Raw genomic sequence first — 15,637 nt, forward strand, 5'->3', positions numbered from 1 at the left:
ACACCCTTTACGCGCCGCGCGCGCGGATGGTTCAACCCGCTATAACGCCGCAGCCCGTTATTTCCGTCGCAAATGTTCGTCAAGACGGGGGAGAATCTCGACAAAGTTACACGGCCGGTGGCGGAAATCGAATTGTAGCGACAGGATTTCGTCCCACGCATCCTTGCAGGCTCCGGGTGATCCGGGCAGTGCGAACAGATATGTTCCCTGCGCCACGCCCGCACAGGCCCGCGACTGGACGGCGGATGTCCCGATCTTCTGCATGGACACGATGGTGAACACCGTGCCGAATGCCTCGATCTCTTTTTCATATACGTCGCGATGCGCTTCTACGGTAACATCGCGCCCGGTCAGGCCGGTGCCACCGGTGGTCAGGATCGCGTCGATTCCGTCATCGGCACACCAGTCGCGCAATTTTGCGGCGATCCCATCACGCTCGTCGCGCACGATGTCGCGCGCGGCCAGAACGTGGCCCGCACCCTCTAGTCGCGCGACCAGCGTGTCACCCGACCGATCATCGGCCAGCGCGCGGGTGTCGGACACCGTCAGCACGCCAAAACGTACGGGCACAAAGGGCTTGTCGGGGTCGATGCGGCTCATGTCACCTCTCTCAGCTTGGCTTTTAGCGACAGCAGGTCGGCCCATGCGTCGCGCTTGGCGGCAGGGTTGCGCAACAGATAGGCCGGGTGCAGCATCGGGATGACAGGGCGGCCCAGCGCCTGTTGCCACTGCCCCCGCTCTTGCGTGATGCGGATGTCGCGCGCCAGCATGGTGCTGGCGGAAATCCGACCCATCAGGATCAGAATATCCGGGTCAGCCAGTTCGATATGGCGCAACGCAAAAGGCCGCATCATTGCGCGTTCTTCGGTAGAGGGATCGCGGTTTTGCGGCGGACGCCACGGCAGCACATTCGTGATATAAAGCGCGCAGGCCGGATCGGGCGTATCGCGCGCCATGCCAATGGCCGCGAACATCCGGTCCAGCATCTGGCCCGCCTCGCCCACAAACGGTTTGCCCGCACGGTCCTCTTCGCGACCGGGGGCCTCGCCCACGATCATCACGCGGGCACCCCGCACGCCATCGCTGAACACAAGGTTGCGCGCACCGCGTTTCAACTCGCAATGATCATAGGTGGACATGGCCGCTTGCAACGCGTCCAGATCACCCGCCGCCTGCGCCATCGCCTGCGCCTGCGCGACCGGGTCCACCTGCGGGGCATCCGCAACGGGCGCGGCGGCGGCGGGCGCAGGGTGCGCCGGTTTTTCCAGCTTGGCGGGCAGGTCGTAGCGGTTGACGGGCGCATCGCAGATCGCATCCGTCGCGCCAAGCTCTGCCTGCCACGCCAGATAGGCGCGGGCCAAGTGCCAGTCGTCTTGCCAAGCCGATTCCATATGCAACAGGTAGCGTGCCCGCGCCCCAAGGGAAAGCGCGCGGTTTACCCTTGCCGCAAGGGGGCAGGGTTTCTATACCCGTGGCGCTGTCCCATCGCGCGAGTGTCCCATGACCTTCACCCAAGACCACCTGCTGGGGATCGAACACCTGCATCCGGTCGAGATTACGACGATCCTTGATCTGGCGCAGGACTATGTGGGCCTGAACCGCAGTGCTGAAAAGCACGGTCGCGCGCTGGAAGGCATGACACAGATCAACATGTTTTTCGAGAATTCGACCCGCACGCAAGCCAGTTTCGAGCTGGCAGGAAAGCGGCTGGGCGCGGATGTGATGAACATGGCGATGGCCCATTCCAGCCTGAAAAAGGGCGAGACGCTGATCGATACGGCGCTGACGCTGAATGCAATGCACCCCGATCTGCTGGTGGTGCGGCATGGCAATTCGGGCGCGGTCGACCTGCTGGCGCAAAAGGTGAATTGCGCGGTGCTGAACGCGGGCGACGGCAAGCACGAACACCCCACGCAGGCGCTGCTGGATGCGCTGACAATTCGCCGCGCCAAGGGACGGCTGCACCGGCTGACCGTGGCGATCTGCGGCGACATTGCCCATAGCCGTGTCGCGCGGTCGAACCTGATCCTGCTGGGCAAAATGGAAAATCGTGTCCGGCTTGTCGGCCCCGGCACGCTGATGCCCAAAGGGGTCGAAGACTTTGGCGTCGAGGTATTCGACGACATGAAAGCGGGGCTGGAAGGCGCCGATGTGGTCATGATGCTGCGCCTGCAACGCGAGCGGATGGACGGCGGGTTTGTCCCGTCAGAGCGCGAATATTTCCATCGTTTCGGGTTGGATGCAGAGAAGTTGGCCTATGCCAAACCCGACGCCATCGTCATGCACCCCGGCCCGATGAACCGGGGCGTGGAAATTGACGGCGCGATTGCCGATGACATCAACCGCTCGGTCATTCAGGAACAGGTGGAAATGGGAGTCGCGGTGCGCATGGCGGCCATGGACCTGCTGGCCCAAAACCTGCGTCGCCGCCGCGAACGCGACAGATTGCGGAGCATTTCAGATGAATGAGCAGATCGAAACACGCCCTGATACAGACGACATCCCGCTGGAACCGGGCGAGAAGCTGTTGCGCGAAATCCGTTCGGACAAGGGCCGATACTGGCGCGACCACGGCGTTCTGGGCGTGTTGGGCATGGTCGGCGCGGGCGTCGTGCTCTGGGCCATAGGCTCGCCCTATGCCGCGATCGGGGCTTTGGGCGCGGTGCTGGCGCTGGCCGTGCGCGGCCTGTGGCTGTATCGCGAACAGATGAAGTTTCGCTGGCGGCTGACCGATATGCGGTTGATCGGCCCCGGCGGGCGCAGCGTGTATCTGCTGGAACTGGCCACCGTGCGCCGCCTGATGGGCGATATTCAGGTCATCACCAAAGCGGGTGACAAATACCTTATCAAGCATATCGACGCCGCAGAGGCCGTTGTCGCCGAGATAGAGGCCGCGCGCGCCAAACGTGCCAAGCGCAAGGGGGACTGAGTCGTGCCGCAGATCAGCCTGCACCCCGAAGAGCAGCTTGTCGCGCGCGTGGCCCAAGACCGCGAGATCGCCATCTTGTTCGAAGCACTGTTGGGCGTTCTAGGGGTGCTGGCCCTGACGGCCGGCTTGCTTGTGTTCAACGGCGCGCAAGACGAGGCAAAGCCGGACACGTCCCTCGGCACGCTGGTCACGTTGAGCTTTTTGCTGGGCCCCATTGCCGCGCAAAGGCTGATGCGGCCCATGCCGGTCTATTGGCTGACCAATCGCCGCCTTGTGCTTGCACCCGAAACAGAGATTGCGCTGTCGGATATTCGCCGTATCCGCGTCTGGCTGACCGGGTTGACCGTGCGCACCGACACCGGGCGCTATGCGATCAACCTGCTGGCCAACCCCTCTGCCGTAGCGGCCCTGCTGCGCGACACGATTGCTGGATAAGGAAAGCTGCTGATGATGTGGTTTCACAATGCCCGCCTGATCGACCCAGAGGCCGGGACCGACGCGCTCGGCACGCTGCTGGTGCGGGACGGTGCGATCTTGGAACGCGATGGCCCCTTCCCCAAGGGCGCGCGGGCGGTCGATTGCGCCGGCAAATGCCTTGCACCGGGCATTGTCGATATGGGCGTGCAGGTGGGCGAGCCGGGTGCGCAGCACAAGGAATCCTTGCGCACAGCCGGGCTGGCCGCCGCGCGCGGGGGTGTGACCACTATTGTCATGCGCCCCGACACCGACCCCGCCATCGACACACCCGAAGTGCTGGAATACGTCACCCGCCGCGCCGAGGCGCGTACGCCCGTGAACATCCGCGCCATGGCCGCGCTGACCCGTGGCCGCGAAGGGCGCGAGATGGCGGAAATCAGCTTTCTGCTGGATGCCGGTGCCGTAGCCTTTACCGATGGCGACCATGTCAGCACAGACACCAAGGTTCTTTCGCGCTGCATGGCCTATGCGCGCGGGCTTGGGGCACTGGTCATAGCACACCCGCAAGATCCCGGCCTGTCGCATGGCACATGCGCGACATCGGGGAAATTTGCGTCCTTGCGCGGTCTGCCCGCCGTGTCGCCCATGGCCGAACGCATGGGGTTTGACCGCGACATGGGCTTGGTCGAGATGACAGGCGTGCGTTACCATGCCGACCAGATCACGAGCGCGCGCACCTTGCCCGCGTTGGAGCGCGCCAAGGCCAACGGGCTGGACGTGACCGCAGGCATCTCCATCCATCATCTGACGCTGAACGAGTTGGATGTGGGTGGATATCGCAGCTTTTTCAAGTTCACGCCGCCCTTGCGGTCCGAGGACGACCGCCGCGCCATGGTGCAGGCGGTGGCAGAGGGGTTGATCGACGTGATCTGTTCCATGCACACGCCGCAGGATGAGGAATCCAAACGCCTGCCATTCGAGGAAGCGGCGGCGGGCGCGGTCGGGTTGGAAACGCTTTTGCCTGCTGCAATGCGGCTTTACCATTCCGAAGGGCTGGACCTGCCGACCATCTGGCGCGCGCTGTCGCTGAACCCTGCGAAACGGCTGGGGCTTGCGGGCGGACGGCTGACCCCCGACGCTCCCGCCGACCTGGTGCTGTTCGACCCCGATGCGCCTTTCGTGCTCGACCGCGCCACGCTCGCGTCGAAATCCAAGAACACGCCTTATGACGGCGCCCGGATGGAGGGGCGCGTGCTGGCCACCTATGTCGCCGCCGTTTGCGTGTTCGACGCGGCAGAGGTGACGGCATGATCCCCGATCTCGTCACACCGCTGTGGTTGCTGGGTCTGGTCGGGCTGGCCGCGTATGCGCTTGGGTCCATTCCGTTCGGCGTGGTCATCGCCCGCGTCATGGGTCTGGGCGACCTGCGCGCCGTTGGATCGGGCAATATCGGCGCCACCAATGTCATGCGCACGGGCAACAAAGCGGCTGGCGTGGCCACCTTCGCGCTGGATGCGGCGAAGGGGGCAATCGCTGCGCTGCTCGCCGGTTGGCTGATCGGGCCAGATGCCGCGCAAACCGCCGCGCTCGCCGCGTTTATCGGCCATTTGTATCCGGTTTACATCGGGTTCAAGGGCGGCAAGGGCGTGGCCACCTTCATCGGAATCACCCTGGCGCTGGTATGGCCCGTGGGGCTGGCCACCTGCGCGACATGGGTCGTGACCTTCAAAGCCAGTCGCTATTCGTCGCTGGCAGGGCTGACGGCCTGCGGGATGTCGTCAATCTATGCTGGGGTCATGGGCTACCTGCCGGTCGTGGTCGTGCTGGTGGTGGCGAAACTGCTGGTCTTCTACAAACACCGCGAGAACATCAAGCGCCTGTGGAACCGGACCGAGCCGCGTTTCAAGAAGAAAGCCCGCTAGGCGCCGCAAACGCTTTGCACGCTTAGAATAACGACCCTTGTTCCGACTTGGGCTTTGCGGTCTTGCCGGGCTTGGGCCGTTTGCCCGCCATCACGTCCAGCGTGCCGTCCTTGAATTCCACCTGAAGCGCTGTCGCCTGCCCGGCAGGTTTGACGCTGGTCAAGACCTGCCCCGTGTCGTCCCGGACCACGGCATAGCCGCGTTGCAAGGTGGCAGGATAACCCAGCGAAAGGCGCAGGCGCTCCAACGATGCCAGCCGTGTGGCCAAGCTGTCGAGCCGCGCCAGCGCGGCGCGGTCTGCCCGGGCAGATTGCCCGTCCAACCGTTCGCGCCCCCGCGCGATCTGGCTGTTGAGCGTGGTGGGCCGCAATGCCGCCACAGCCCCGCGCAGCTCAAGACCCTTGCTTTGCAGCGCCGCGCGCAAGCTGCCCGGCACACGTTCCGCCCATTGGTCAAACCGTTGCATGGCCGGCGCAAGCAGGTTTTCGGGCCTTGGTAACGCGCGCCCCAGATCGCGCAAACGCTGACGCCGCAGGGCCACGCTCTGCGCGCCCCCGCGCACAAGCCGGGCATCCAGATTGGCGATATGCGCGACCAGATCGGCATGGACTGGCACGGCGATTTCCGCCGCTGCCGTGGGCGTCGGCGCGCGCTGGTCCGACGCATGGTCAATCAGCGTGGTATCGGTTTCGTGGCCCACGGCCGAGATCAGGGGAATGTCGCTGGCCGCCGCCGCCCGCACAACGATTTCCTCGTTAAAGCCCCACAGGTCTTCGATAGAGCCGCCCCCACGGGCCACGATCAGCACATCGGGACGGGGGATGGGGCCACCCTTGGGAAGCGCATTGAAACCTTCGATCGCGCGGGCCACCTGCGGCGCACAGGCTTGCCCCTGCACCGCCACGGGCCAGACCAGCACATGCACCCCGAAACGGTCGCGCAACCGGTGCAGGATATCACGGATCACCGCCCCTTGGGGCGAGGTCACAACGCCGACCACACGCGGCAGATACGGCAAGCGGCGCTTATGCGCGGCATCGAACAGCCCTTCGGCGGCCAGTGCCTTGCGGCGTTGCTCGAGCATGGCCATCAGCGCGCCAGCGCCCGCGGGCTCGATGCTTTCAACCTGCAACTGATATTTCGACTGTGGCGCAAAAGTCGTCAGGCGGCCGGTGGCGATGACCTCCATCCCCTCTTCCGGGCGGACCTTCATGCGGGCAACCTGCCCTTTCCAGCTTACCCCAGCGATCACCGCGCGGTCGTCTTTCAGGTCGAAATACATGTGGCCGGTGCGCGCGATCACCACGCGCCCGACCTCCCCGCGCACCCGCACGCGCCCGAATTCCCCTTCCAGCGTGCGTTTGACCGCGCCGGACAGGTCGGACACGGTAAATTCCGGGGTGTTGCCGGGGGGCTCGTCAATCAGATCCATGCGCGCGGGTCATCCTTGTCACTGTCGCACCATCAGCCTAGAACGCGCGCAGGCAAAGGCCAAGAGAGGGCGGTCGATGAATATCCTTGTTCTGGGCAGCGGCGGGCGCGAACATGCGCTGGCATGGGCAATCCTGCAAAACCCCAAATGCGACCGTCTGATCTGCGCGCCCGGCAATGCGGGCATGGACCAGATTGCAGATTGCGCCGATATCGACATTTGCGACGGCTCTGCCGTGGTAGCGTTCTGCGAGGCGGAAGCGATTGATTTCGTCGTCATCGGACCCGAAGCGCCCTTGGCCGCCGGGGTTGCCGACCGCTTGCGCGGCGCGGGGATCACGTGTTTCGGGCCATCGGCGACCGCAGCGCGGCTGGAGGCGTCAAAAGCATTTACCAAGGAAATATGCGCCGCTGTCGATGCCCCCACCGCCGCCTATGCCCATTTCACCGACGCCGCGTCGGCGCGCGCCTATGTGCAAGCGCAGGGCGTGCCTATCGTGGTCAAAGCCGACGGTTTGGCTGCGGGCAAGGGCGTGGTCGTGGCGATGACATTGGACGAAGCACTAGACGCCATCGACACCATGTTCAGCGGCGAATTCGGCGCGGCCGGAGCCGAGGTCGTGATCGAGGAATTCATGGAGGGCGAGGAAGCGTCCTTCTTCATTCTGGTCGATGGCGAGATATGTTTGCCCATAGGCACTGCCCAGGACCACAAGCGGGTGGGCGAGGGCGATACCGGCCCCAACACCGGCGGCATGGGCGCCTATAGCCCCGCGCCAGTGCTGACGGATGCCATTGCTCTGGCCGCGATGGAGCAGATAATCCGCCCCACCATGGCCGAAATGGCGCGACGGGGAATGCCCTATCAGGGGGTTCTGTATGCCGGGTTGATGATTCAGGACGGCGCGCCACGACTGGTCGAATACAACGCCCGTTTCGGCGATCCCGAATGTCAGGTTCTGATGATGCGACTGGGCGCGCAGGCGCTCGACCTGATGCTTGCCTGCGCCGAAGGGCGGCTGGACCAAGCGCAGGTGCATTGGGCCGATGACCACGCGCTGACGGTGGTCATGGCCGCGCAGGGCTATCCGGGGCCGTATGCAAAAGGATCGGTGATCGGCGGGCTGGAGACATGCGCCGAAGACAGCGCGCATATGGTTTTTCACGCGGGCACCCGCGCGACCGGCGGACAGGTGCTGGCCAATGGCGGGCGGGTTCTGAACGTGACCGCGCGCGGCGCAACGCTGGCAGAGGCACAGGCAAGGGCCTATGCGACGGTTGAAAGCATCGACTGGCCGGACGGGTTCTACCGCCGCGACATCGGCTGGCGGGCGCTGTAGGGCGACGCCCTGCCCGAGAGGAACGTCGCGACGTGGACCATGAGCCACAAATCGCCGTTTTGCGCAGTGCGCCGCAGCGCGCGCCGCTATTCCACAACCAGCATATACCCTGCGCCGCGCACGGTTTGCAGGTGGCGAGGCGATTTCGGATCAACCTCAAGCTTGCGGCGCAGGCGGGTGATCTGCACGTCAACAGCGCGTTCCTGCCCGACCTCTCCACCATGTCCGGCACGGTCACGCCCCAGGTGTTCGACCAATGCCTCGCGGGTCAACACCTCGCCGGGATGCTGGGCAAAAAGCCGCATCAGCGCGGCTTCGGTCTGGGTCAGCCGGACCGGGTCTTCGCCGCGCTTCAACTCGCCTTTTTCCAGATCGTAGCGTAATGCCCCGATGAACAGCAGTTGCGGGCGCAAAGGTTCGACCGCCTCATTCGGGCTGCGGCGCAGGATCGCGTTTATGCGCAGCACCAGTTCACGCGGCTCGAACGGTTTTGGCAGGTAATCATCCGCGCCCGCTTCCAGCCCGTCGATCCGGTCCTCGGACGCGCCGCGCGCGGTCAGCAGCAAAACCGGAACCTGGCTGTCCTGCCGAATCGCGCGCGTCAGCGCCATGCCGTCCTCGCCCGGCATCATCACGTCCAGCACGATCATGTCAAAGGCCAGCCCCGCAAGAACCCGCCGCGCATGCGCGGCGTCGCGCGCGGTTGTGACCCAAAAGCCGTTTCGCACAAGGTATTTCTGCAACAACGTTCGGATGCGGGCATCGTCATCGACAACCAGCAAATGCGGCGCGGTGTCCTGCGGCATCATCGGTTATCCTTCAAAGACTGGTAGGTCCGGCGGATGTCGTCATCCATCATCGCTTCCAGCACCTGCCGGAACCCGGCCACCGCCTGCGGCCCCGCTGCGCGATACGCCGCGCGCATCCGCACGCGCTGCGCTTCTGCCAGCTTGCGTTCAAGGTCCTGTCCGGCTTCTGTCAGGAACAGATTGCGCTCGCGTCGGTCGGTGCGGCCCACCCGCGCTTCGACCAGCCCGTCCGCGATCAGGCCGCGCAACACCCGGTTCAGCGATTGCTTGGTGACACCAAGCGTGGTCAGCAAGTTGTTCACGGTCGTGCCATAGCTGCGGTTGATGAAATGCAACGCGCGATGATGCGCGCGGCCATAGCCGTATTCTTCCAGAATGCGGTCAGGGTCGGCGGTAAACCCGCGATAGGCGAAGAACATTGCTTCAATGCCCTTGCGAAGCTGCTCATCCGTCAGAAAAAGCAGATTCTCGCCGCTGCTATGGTTTGGCCCACTTTGCGCCATGCTCTGCACACCCGCGTTACCGTTTCGATCACTCTTTAGGCAATCTTATGTCAGCCTTGTTGACATTCCAAGTCCGAATCGGTAGCAATCCCACGAAATCGCGTAACTTTATGTCCGAAGCGGACCTAATCTGCGCAATATTCGTAAATTAGGCATGGAGGCACCGATGGGCGGCGCGTATGACGACAGGGACGGGTTTATCTGGATGGACGGCAAGCTGGTGCCGTGGCGCTATGCCAATGTGCACATCCTGAGCCATGCAATGCATTATGCATCTTCCGTGTTCGAGGGTGAGCGCTGCTATGACGGCAATATCTTTAAGGGCCACGAGCATTCGGAACGGCTGATCGAATCCGGTCGCCTGCTGGACATGCCCATTCCCTACAGCGCCGACCAGATCGACGCCGCCAAGGCAGAGGTGCTGGCCGCCAACAATCTGACCAACGCCTATGTGCGCGCGGTCGCGTGGCGCGGCGCGGGCGAAGATATGGGTGTCGCAGCGCGGCGCAACCCGGTGCGTCTGGCCGTGGCGGCTTGGGAATGGGGCGCTTATTATGGCGATGCCAAGATGCAGGGCGCGAAGTTGGATATCGCCAAATGGCGCCGCCCCTCGCCCGACACGATCCCGACCGCCGCCAAAGCCGCAGGCCTGTATATGATCTGCACCATGTCGAAGCATGCGGCAGAGGAAAAAGGCTGCTCGGACGCGCTGTTCTACGATTATCGTGGTTACGTGGCCGAGGCGACCGGGGCGAACGTGTTCTTTGTCAAGGATGGCGAGGTGCATACCCCCATCCCTGACGCGATCCTGAACGGCATCACCCGCCAGACCGTTATCGCCATGCTGCGCGACAAGGGGCTGGTCGTGCATGAACGCCATATCCTGCCGGAAGAATTGGACAGTTTCAGCGAATGTTGGCTGACCGGCACGGCGGCAGAAGTGACGCCCGTGGGCCAGATCGGGGAGTATCACTTCCAAGTCGGCCAGATCACCCGCGACGTGGCGCAAAGCTACGAGGCGCTGGTCCGCGCCTGACCCGTGATGCGCCTGCTCAGATAATGCGCGGGCGCAACTCGGATTCTGGCATGTCGGGCACATCCCAGAATGCGCGCGCATCGGGTGGCAGGGCCGCCAGCGCGCGCGCCCAGTCATCCGGCAATATCTGGCGTTGCAGGGCTATGGCGGTGGCTTCTATGGCCGTGTCCGGTGTCAGGTTGTGATGGGGGCGTAGGGCTTTGACCTCTGCCACCAACTCGGCGCGCGACGGAAATTCCGGCAGCGGGTCGGTTGGCTGCCATCCGGCCACAAAGATCGCGCGCGGCACGCAGGGCAGGACGCTGGCAAAGCCAAGCCCCTGCGCCGCCGTCAGGCGTCTGCGATAGCACTGGAACACACCGTCCACCGCCGTATAGGCCATGTTGTCGGATGACAGGTTCATGCCGTCCTTCACATCGTCCAGAAAGGCGCGCCATTCGCGGCTGGCATGGCGATAGGTCCATGGCATGGGCATGGCAAAAGCTCCGTAACGCACACAGGAAACCTAGCCAGACCATCGCGCACTATGCAAGATCATGCGTTAGGGTTTGCGCGCCACGATGAAGGCGCGCGCGTCGTTTGCCTTTGCCCCATGATGCGCGGTCGGGTCGCATTCGAACCCCGCCTGCGCCAGCGCCTGTTCCAGATCCGCCGCCGACAAGAGCCGCACAAACGGCGCTTTGCCCACCGCCTGCAACACCGACACCAACCACCGGATGAAAAACGGCATCTCTGCCAGACACGGGGTTTTCGAGATGAAGACCCCGCCCTTGGGCAGCATCGCGTGAATGCCAGACAGTGTCGCAGGTAAGTCGCGCAAAAGATGCAGGTAGTTCAGGCCCAGCACCACATCGGCGCGCTTGTCTTCTGGCGCGAGAGTTTCAACGGTGCCCACCTTGAAAGACAGGCCAGTGATGCCCTGATCGGGCAGCTTGCCGCGCGCGATCTCGATCATGCCCGGCGCGATATCGGTCCCGAGGTAGCTTTGCGCCTGCGGCGCAAGTTTCAGCGCGGTGGTCCCCGTGCCGCATCCAAGCTCCAGCACATGCGCGCCGGACAAGAACGGTTCTATCGCCGACAGGCTGCGCGCGTAGCCGTCGATATCGCTGATCTTGGCGCGTGCATAGCGCGGTGCCATCTTGCTCCAGAATTGTGCGTCTTGCATCGCTGGTCCTTTCCAGTGTTCGGGACAGCCTGTAGCAACATACGCAAAATAACAGAATTGGCTTTATGTCTATCCATGATATGCACATACGCATGAACTTGATGGATTGGACCTTGTTGCGGGCCTTTCACGCCACGGCCACGACCGGCTCGCTTTCGGCTGCGGCGCGGCAGTTGCGGCTGACGCAGCCCACCTTGTCGCGCCAGATCGCACTGCTGGAATCGCGGCTGGGGATCGTGCTGTTCCAACGCAGCAAAAAACGCCTTGTGCTAAGCGCCGAGGGGCAGGCGCTGTTGCCCCATGCCAGCGCGATGGCCGCCCATGCAGAGGAATTCGCACTGGCCGCCACCGGGCATGGTGCGGATACGCAGGCACCCATTACCCTGTCGGTCACGCAAGGGTATGCGGCCTACCTGATGCCCGCCATGATCGCCGCTTGGCAGGCTGAATGGCCCGATCTGCGCCTGACACTGCTGGCGCAGGATACCCTGTCCGACCTGCACCGCCGCGAGGCCGATCTTGCTCTGCGCCACGCGCCCCCGGCAGAAGCAGGGCTGGTCGGCGACCGCCTGCCCGACCGGCGCATACATTTCTACGCGAGTGCGGGTTGGGTCGCCCGGCATGGACATCCGCGTCGCCTGTCCGACATTCCGATGGACCAGATTATCGGGATGGATGATCCCGACGCTTTCGCAGCTTACATGACAGAGCGCGGGCATGTGCTGTCCAAGGGGCATCACCGTCTGGTCACGATCAACTGCATGGCCAACTGGGAAATGGCGCGGCTGGGTCTGGGCGTGGTGCCCATGCTTGATGATATCGCGCTGCGATTCCCCGAAATGCAACCGCTGATGCCCGATACCACGCGGCTAAGCGCGCCCTTGTGGATCGTGGCGCACCGTCAGGTCTATGCCTCTGCCCGCGTGGCACGGCTGCGGGCATTGTTGCTGGCGGCGTTTTCCGACTTGGACGACCCCAAGGCACAAGGCGCGGCATGACACCCATTCTCTATTCCTTTCGCCGCTGTCCCTATGCAATCCGCGCGCGGCTGGCGCTTGCGGCAAGCGGCGTGCAGGTGGAACTGCGCGAGATCAAACTGCGCGACAAACCGGATGCATTTCTGACCGTGTCGCCGTCAGCCACCGTGCCGTGCCTTGTTGCCGCGGGCGGCGTGGTCGACGAAAGCCTCGACATCATGCTTTGGGCGCTGCGCCAAAACGATCCCGATGGCTGGCTCGACATTCCAGAGACCGGCCACGCGTGGATCGCGCGCAATGACGGGCCGTTCAAACACGCGCTGGACCGGGTGAAATACGCCAGCCGCTACCCGGCCGAGGACCGCGACACCCATCTGGCGCAGGCGATCGCACATCTGACCGCGCTGGATACCGCCCTTGGTGATTGGCTGTTCGGCCAGCCCACGCTGGCGGATTTCGCCATGCTGCCCTTCATCCGTCAATTCGCCTTCATCGACAAAGCGTGGTTCGACCGGCAGCCTTGGCCGCACCTTCATGCGTGGCTGGAGCGGTTCCTGATATCGGACCGCTTTGCCGCTGTCATGGACAAGCACGCCCCATGGGCCGAAGGCGATGCGCCGCGCCTCTTCCCCTGACGCGCCCTGCCCCCTATCTAGGGACAAGGCAAGGAATGTGGGGCTTATGGGTATCGGTCGGTTTGCAGGGGACGTTTTGCGCGGGGTCGAGGAGACGACCACGCAGATCGGGCACGCGGTCACAGGCGGCATGTTTCAGGATTCGCTCCGCCTTGGCGTGACGGGCCTGTCGCAGGCGGGCAAGACCGTGTTCATCACCTCGCTGGTTGCGAACCTTCTGGACCGCGGGCGTATGGGAGGCTTGCAGGCCGTCAGCGACGGCCGGATCGAGGCCGCGTATCTGCAACCCCAGCCCGATGATACCCTGCCGCGCTTCGAGTATGAGCGCCATCTCGCCGCGCTGACAGGCCCGAACCCGCATTGGCCCGACAGCACGCGGCATGTGTCGCAGTTGCGGCTGTCGTTCCGGGTGCGCTCGGGCGGGGTTCTGGGCGGCTTGCGCGGGGCGCGGGTGCAACATCTGGACATCATCGACTATCCGGGCGAGTGGCTCCTGGACCTGACGCTGCTGGACAAAAGCTTTGCCGAGTGGAGCCGCGATCTGCTGGCCGCCATGGAACGGCGCGACTATGCCGCCGGGTATCTGGCCCGGTTGGCCGACACAGACCCCGACGCACCGCATGACGAAGCCCGCGCCCAAGATCTGGCCGCCAGTTTCACCGACTACCTTGGTGCCGCGCGCAACGCGGGGTTGCCAGATATCTCTCCGGGGCGGTTTTTGCTGCCGGGCGATCTGGCGGGCAGTCCCGTCCTGACGTTTGCCCCGATGACGGGCAGCATGGCGCGTGGCAGCTTGGGCCGCGAAATGGCACGCCGCTATGACGCCTACAAGGCGCAGGTCGTGCGCCCGTTTTTCCGCGATCATTTTGCCCGTATCGACCGGCAGATCGTTCTGGCAGATGTGCTGGGCGCGGTCCATGCCGGACCGGATGCCGTGGCCGAGCTGGGCCGCACCATGACCGAACTTCTGTCGGCCTTTCGCCCCGGTCGCAACGCGTGGCTGACACGGCTTGTGGGCGGCAAACGGGTCGAACGGCTTCTATTCGCCGCGACCAAGGCCGACCACCTGCACCACAGCCAGCACGCAAAGCTGACGGGGCTGATGGCTGCGCTTCTGCGTCAGGCCCGTGACCGCGCCGATTTTGCAGGGGCCCGGACAGAGGCCATGGCCATCGCAGCCGTCCGCGCAACGGTGGAAGAGCAGCGCACGCGCGGGGGCGACACGCTCGATTGTGTGCGCGGCACACAGATAGACAGCGGCAAACAGGCCGCGTTTTTCGCGGGCGACCTGCCCGAAGACCCGATGGCGCTGATCGGGCCCGCGCGCGATGGTGCGGCTAAATGGCTGGATGCCGATTTCGGCGTGATGCAATTCGCGCCCGTGGGTTTGACCCGCCGCCCCGGCGACGGGCTGGCACATATCCGGCTGGACCGCGCCGCGCAATTCCTGATCGGAGACATCCTATGAGCCGTGGACCCACCGTGTTCGAGTTGGACGATACCGCAGCAGACACACCCGCCACAGCGCCGCAACCGCCCGAAGACGCGCCGACCGGCGCCGCGATGCAAGCCACGCTTGCCATCGGTCGCAGGCGCATGTCTTGGCTTGGCCGCATGGGCTGGGGCGCAGCGGCAGCGCTTTTGGGGATGGCCCTGTCGCTGGCGGCATGGGATTTCGTCACCGGGCTGCTGGCCCGCAACCCGACCCTTGGTTGGGTCGCAAGCGCGCTGCTTGTCTTGGTCGTGCTGGCCTGTCTTGGGGTGGCGCTGCGCGAATGGGCCGGGTTCCGGCGCTTGCGGCGTTTGGATGACCTGCGCCAACTGGCCGACAGCGCACGGGCCGATGACAACCGCGACACGGCGCTGCGGCTGGTGCACCGCCTGTCCGCGCTCTATGCCAGCCGCCCCGAAATGCGCTGGCACCGTGACCGGCTGGCGGAACTTGCGCCTGACCAGTCCGATGCCCAAGGGTTGCTGCATCTGGCGGAAACCACGCTTCTGGTGCCGCTGGACAAAGCCGCCCGCGCCGAGGTCGAGGCAACTGCGCGGCAGGTCGCGCTATTGACCGCCATGCTGCCCATGGCGCTGGTGGATGTCGCGGTCGCAATGGCCGCGAACCTGCGGATGATCCGCCGCATTGCCGAAATCTACGGCGGGCGCGCGGGTGCATTGGGCAGTATCCGGCTGTTGCGCGGCGTTGTGGCGCACCTGCTGGCCACGGGTGCCGTCGCGGTGGGAGAGGATATGCTGGGATCGGTCGCCTCTGGCGGTGTGGTGTCGAAAGTGTCGCGCCGCTTCGGCGAAGGCCTTGTGAATGGCGCATTGACCGCGCGGCTGGGCATTGCCGCGATGAGCGTCTGTCGCCCCCTGCCCTTCGAGGCCGCACAAAAACCCCGGACCGGGTCTATCGTGTCTACTGCTGTCAGCGGATTGTTTGATCGGGGATAACACAGGCGACAAGGCGACGGGTTGC

18 protein-coding genes are annotated in these 15,637 nt (G+C 64.5%); 11 read left to right on the forward strand and 7 right to left on the reverse strand.

Translation table 11 applies throughout. The features are described from left to right. Window positions 1–57: 57 nt before the first annotated feature. Both moaB and ROE7235_RS06495 read right to left on the reverse strand, forming a co-directional pair. The gene (moaB, locus tag ROE7235_RS06490; protein ID WP_121093852.1) at window positions 58–600 is read right to left on the reverse strand and encodes a molybdenum cofactor biosynthesis protein B; all 543 of its coding nucleotides are present in this window, start codon (window positions 598–600) and stop codon (window positions 58–60) included. Further along, window positions 597–1,391, reverse strand: a complete 795-nt coding sequence (locus ROE7235_RS06495) for a uracil-DNA glycosylase (RefSeq protein ID WP_121093853.1) — start codon at window positions 1,389–1,391, stop codon at window positions 597–599. The genes moaB and ROE7235_RS06495 overlap by 4 nt, the downstream gene beginning before the upstream one ends. A 109-nt stretch (window positions 1,392–1,500) precedes the next feature. On the opposite strand from ROE7235_RS06495, the gene ROE7235_RS06500 reads away from it, so the two are divergent. From ROE7235_RS06500 to plsY, 5 genes are read left to right on the forward strand one after another with little or no spacing between them, the layout of a single operon-like run. Further along, entirely contained in the window at window positions 1,501–2,469 is a 969-nt protein-coding gene (locus ROE7235_RS06500) for an aspartate carbamoyltransferase catalytic subunit (protein ID WP_121093854.1), read from the forward strand. Next, window positions 2,462–2,929 carry a hypothetical protein gene (locus tag ROE7235_RS06505; protein ID WP_121093855.1) on the forward strand — a complete coding sequence of 156 codons (468 nt, stop codon included), beginning with the start codon at window positions 2,462–2,464 and terminating at the stop codon, window positions 2,927–2,929. The genes ROE7235_RS06500 and ROE7235_RS06505 overlap by 8 nt, the downstream gene beginning before the upstream one ends. A gap of 3 nt (window positions 2,930–2,932) precedes the next feature. Continuing rightward, on the forward strand, window positions 2,933–3,364 hold the full coding sequence (locus tag ROE7235_RS06510; RefSeq protein WP_121093856.1) for a hypothetical protein: 432 nt from the start codon (window positions 2,933–2,935) through the stop codon (window positions 3,362–3,364). Between the two features lie 9 nt (window positions 3,365–3,373). Then, a complete protein-coding gene (gene pyrC / locus ROE7235_RS06515; RefSeq protein WP_370743510.1) occupies window positions 3,374–4,657 on the forward strand; it encodes a dihydroorotase in 1,284 nt (427 codons plus the stop codon). After that, window positions 4,657–5,268, forward strand: coding sequence for a glycerol-3-phosphate 1-O-acyltransferase PlsY (plsY, locus tag ROE7235_RS06520; RefSeq protein WP_183073364.1), 612 nt, complete (start codon window positions 4,657–4,659; stop codon window positions 5,266–5,268). Before pyrC ends, plsY begins: the two co-directional genes overlap by 1 nt. A 22-nt stretch (window positions 5,269–5,290) precedes the next feature. On the opposite strand, the gene xseA is transcribed toward plsY, so the two are convergent. Continuing rightward, on the reverse strand, window positions 5,291–6,700 hold the full coding sequence (gene xseA, locus ROE7235_RS06525; RefSeq protein ID WP_121093859.1) for an exodeoxyribonuclease VII large subunit: 1,410 nt from the start codon (window positions 6,698–6,700) through the stop codon (window positions 5,291–5,293). Between the two features lie 76 nt (window positions 6,701–6,776). On the opposite strand from xseA, the gene purD reads away from it, so the two are divergent. After that, a complete protein-coding gene (gene purD, locus ROE7235_RS06530) occupies window positions 6,777–8,039 on the forward strand; it encodes a phosphoribosylamine--glycine ligase (protein ID WP_121093860.1) in 1,263 nt (420 codons plus the stop codon). Window positions 8,040–8,125: 86 nt separating this feature from the next. Here the strand turns inward: purD and ROE7235_RS06535 are convergent, their stop codons facing one another. Beyond that, window positions 8,126–8,845, reverse strand: a complete 720-nt coding sequence (locus ROE7235_RS06535) for a response regulator (RefSeq protein WP_121093861.1) — start codon at window positions 8,843–8,845, stop codon at window positions 8,126–8,128. After that, complete coding sequence (locus tag ROE7235_RS06540; RefSeq protein ID WP_121093902.1) at window positions 8,845–9,351, reverse strand: MarR family winged helix-turn-helix transcriptional regulator; 507 nt, start codon at window positions 9,349–9,351, stop codon at window positions 8,845–8,847. Before ROE7235_RS06540 ends, ROE7235_RS06535 begins: the two co-directional genes overlap by 1 nt. Before the next feature lie 166 nt (window positions 9,352–9,517). Between ROE7235_RS06540 and ROE7235_RS06545 the strand changes: the two genes are divergently transcribed. Further along, window positions 9,518–10,387: a branched-chain amino acid aminotransferase gene (locus ROE7235_RS06545; protein ID WP_121093904.1), complete on the forward strand. Its 870-nt coding sequence runs from the start codon at window positions 9,518–9,520 to the stop codon at window positions 10,385–10,387. A 16-nt stretch (window positions 10,388–10,403) separates the two neighbouring features. Here the strand turns inward: ROE7235_RS06545 and ROE7235_RS06550 are convergent, their stop codons facing one another. Continuing rightward, entirely contained in the window at window positions 10,404–10,862 is a 459-nt protein-coding gene (locus tag ROE7235_RS06550) for a DUF2267 domain-containing protein (RefSeq protein WP_121093862.1), read from the reverse strand. Window positions 10,863–10,928: 66 nt separating this feature from the next. After that, complete coding sequence (locus ROE7235_RS06555) at window positions 10,929–11,552, reverse strand: class I SAM-dependent methyltransferase (protein ID WP_121093863.1); 624 nt, start codon at window positions 11,550–11,552, stop codon at window positions 10,929–10,931. Between the two features lie 92 nt (window positions 11,553–11,644). Between ROE7235_RS06555 and ROE7235_RS06560 the strand changes: the two genes are divergently transcribed. Genes ROE7235_RS06560 through ROE7235_RS06575 form a run of 4 tightly spaced genes read left to right on the forward strand, consistent with a single transcriptional unit; the run spans window position 11,645 to window position 15,612 of the window. Further along, window positions 11,645–12,550: a LysR family transcriptional regulator gene (locus ROE7235_RS06560; RefSeq protein WP_183073358.1), complete on the forward strand. Its 906-nt coding sequence runs from the start codon at window positions 11,645–11,647 to the stop codon at window positions 12,548–12,550. Further along, window positions 12,547–13,164 (forward strand): glutathione S-transferase, encoded by a 618-nt coding sequence (locus ROE7235_RS06565; RefSeq protein WP_121093865.1) that lies wholly within the window; start codon window positions 12,547–12,549, stop codon window positions 13,162–13,164. The genes ROE7235_RS06560 and ROE7235_RS06565 overlap by 4 nt, the downstream gene beginning before the upstream one ends. 46 nt (window positions 13,165–13,210) lie before the next feature. Further along, the gene (locus ROE7235_RS06570) at window positions 13,211–14,632 is read left to right on the forward strand and encodes a YcjX family GTP-binding protein (protein WP_121093866.1); all 1,422 of its coding nucleotides are present in this window, start codon (window positions 13,211–13,213) and stop codon (window positions 14,630–14,632) included. Continuing rightward, window positions 14,629–15,612: a YcjF family protein gene (locus ROE7235_RS06575; RefSeq protein WP_121093867.1), complete on the forward strand. Its 984-nt coding sequence runs from the start codon at window positions 14,629–14,631 to the stop codon at window positions 15,610–15,612. The genes ROE7235_RS06570 and ROE7235_RS06575 overlap by 4 nt, the downstream gene beginning before the upstream one ends. Window positions 15,613–15,637: the final 25 nt, after the last annotated feature.

Source organism: Roseinatronobacter ekhonensis, from assembly GCF_900499075.1.
GTDB lineage: Bacteria > Pseudomonadota > Alphaproteobacteria > Rhodobacterales > Rhodobacteraceae > Roseinatronobacter > Roseinatronobacter ekhonensis.

Excerpts from the sequence above, each read along its gene's own strand:
- ROE7235_RS06560 (WP_183073358.1), top strand. The coding sequence starts at position 11,645 with ATGAACTTGATGGATTGGACCTTGTTGCGGGCCTTTCACGCCACGGCC.
- ROE7235_RS06570 (WP_121093866.1), top strand. The coding sequence starts at position 13,211 with ATGGGTATCGGTCGGTTTGCAGGGGACGTTTTGCGCGGGGTCGAGGAG.
- moaB (WP_121093852.1), bottom strand. The coding sequence starts at position 600 with ATGAGCCGCATCGACCCCGACAAGCCCTTTGTGCCCGTACGTTTTGGC.
- ROE7235_RS06540 (WP_121093902.1), bottom strand. The coding sequence starts at position 9,351 with ATGGCGCAAAGTGGGCCAAACCATAGCAGCGGCGAGAATCTGCTTTTT.
- ROE7235_RS06575 (WP_121093867.1), top strand. The coding sequence starts at position 14,629 with ATGAGCCGTGGACCCACCGTGTTCGAGTTGGACGATACCGCAGCAGAC.
- ROE7235_RS06495 (WP_121093853.1), bottom strand. The coding sequence starts at position 1,391 with ATGGAATCGGCTTGGCAAGACGACTGGCACTTGGCCCGCGCCTATCTG.
- ROE7235_RS06565 (WP_121093865.1), top strand. The coding sequence starts at position 12,547 with ATGACACCCATTCTCTATTCCTTTCGCCGCTGTCCCTATGCAATCCGC.
- ROE7235_RS06505 (WP_121093855.1), top strand. The coding sequence starts at position 2,462 with ATGAATGAGCAGATCGAAACACGCCCTGATACAGACGACATCCCGCTG.
- ROE7235_RS06555 (WP_121093863.1), bottom strand. The coding sequence starts at position 11,552 with ATGCAAGACGCACAATTCTGGAGCAAGATGGCACCGCGCTATGCACGC.
- ROE7235_RS06535 (WP_121093861.1), bottom strand. The coding sequence starts at position 8,845 with ATGCCGCAGGACACCGCGCCGCATTTGCTGGTTGTCGATGACGATGCC.
- purD (WP_121093860.1), top strand. The coding sequence starts at position 6,777 with ATGAATATCCTTGTTCTGGGCAGCGGCGGGCGCGAACATGCGCTGGCA.
- ROE7235_RS06545 (WP_121093904.1), top strand. The coding sequence starts at position 9,518 with ATGGGCGGCGCGTATGACGACAGGGACGGGTTTATCTGGATGGACGGC.
- ROE7235_RS06550 (WP_121093862.1), bottom strand. The coding sequence starts at position 10,862 with ATGCCCATGCCATGGACCTATCGCCATGCCAGCCGCGAATGGCGCGCC.
- xseA (WP_121093859.1), bottom strand. The coding sequence starts at position 6,700 with ATGGATCTGATTGACGAGCCCCCCGGCAACACCCCGGAATTTACCGTG.
- ROE7235_RS06500 (WP_121093854.1), top strand. The coding sequence starts at position 1,501 with ATGACCTTCACCCAAGACCACCTGCTGGGGATCGAACACCTGCATCCG.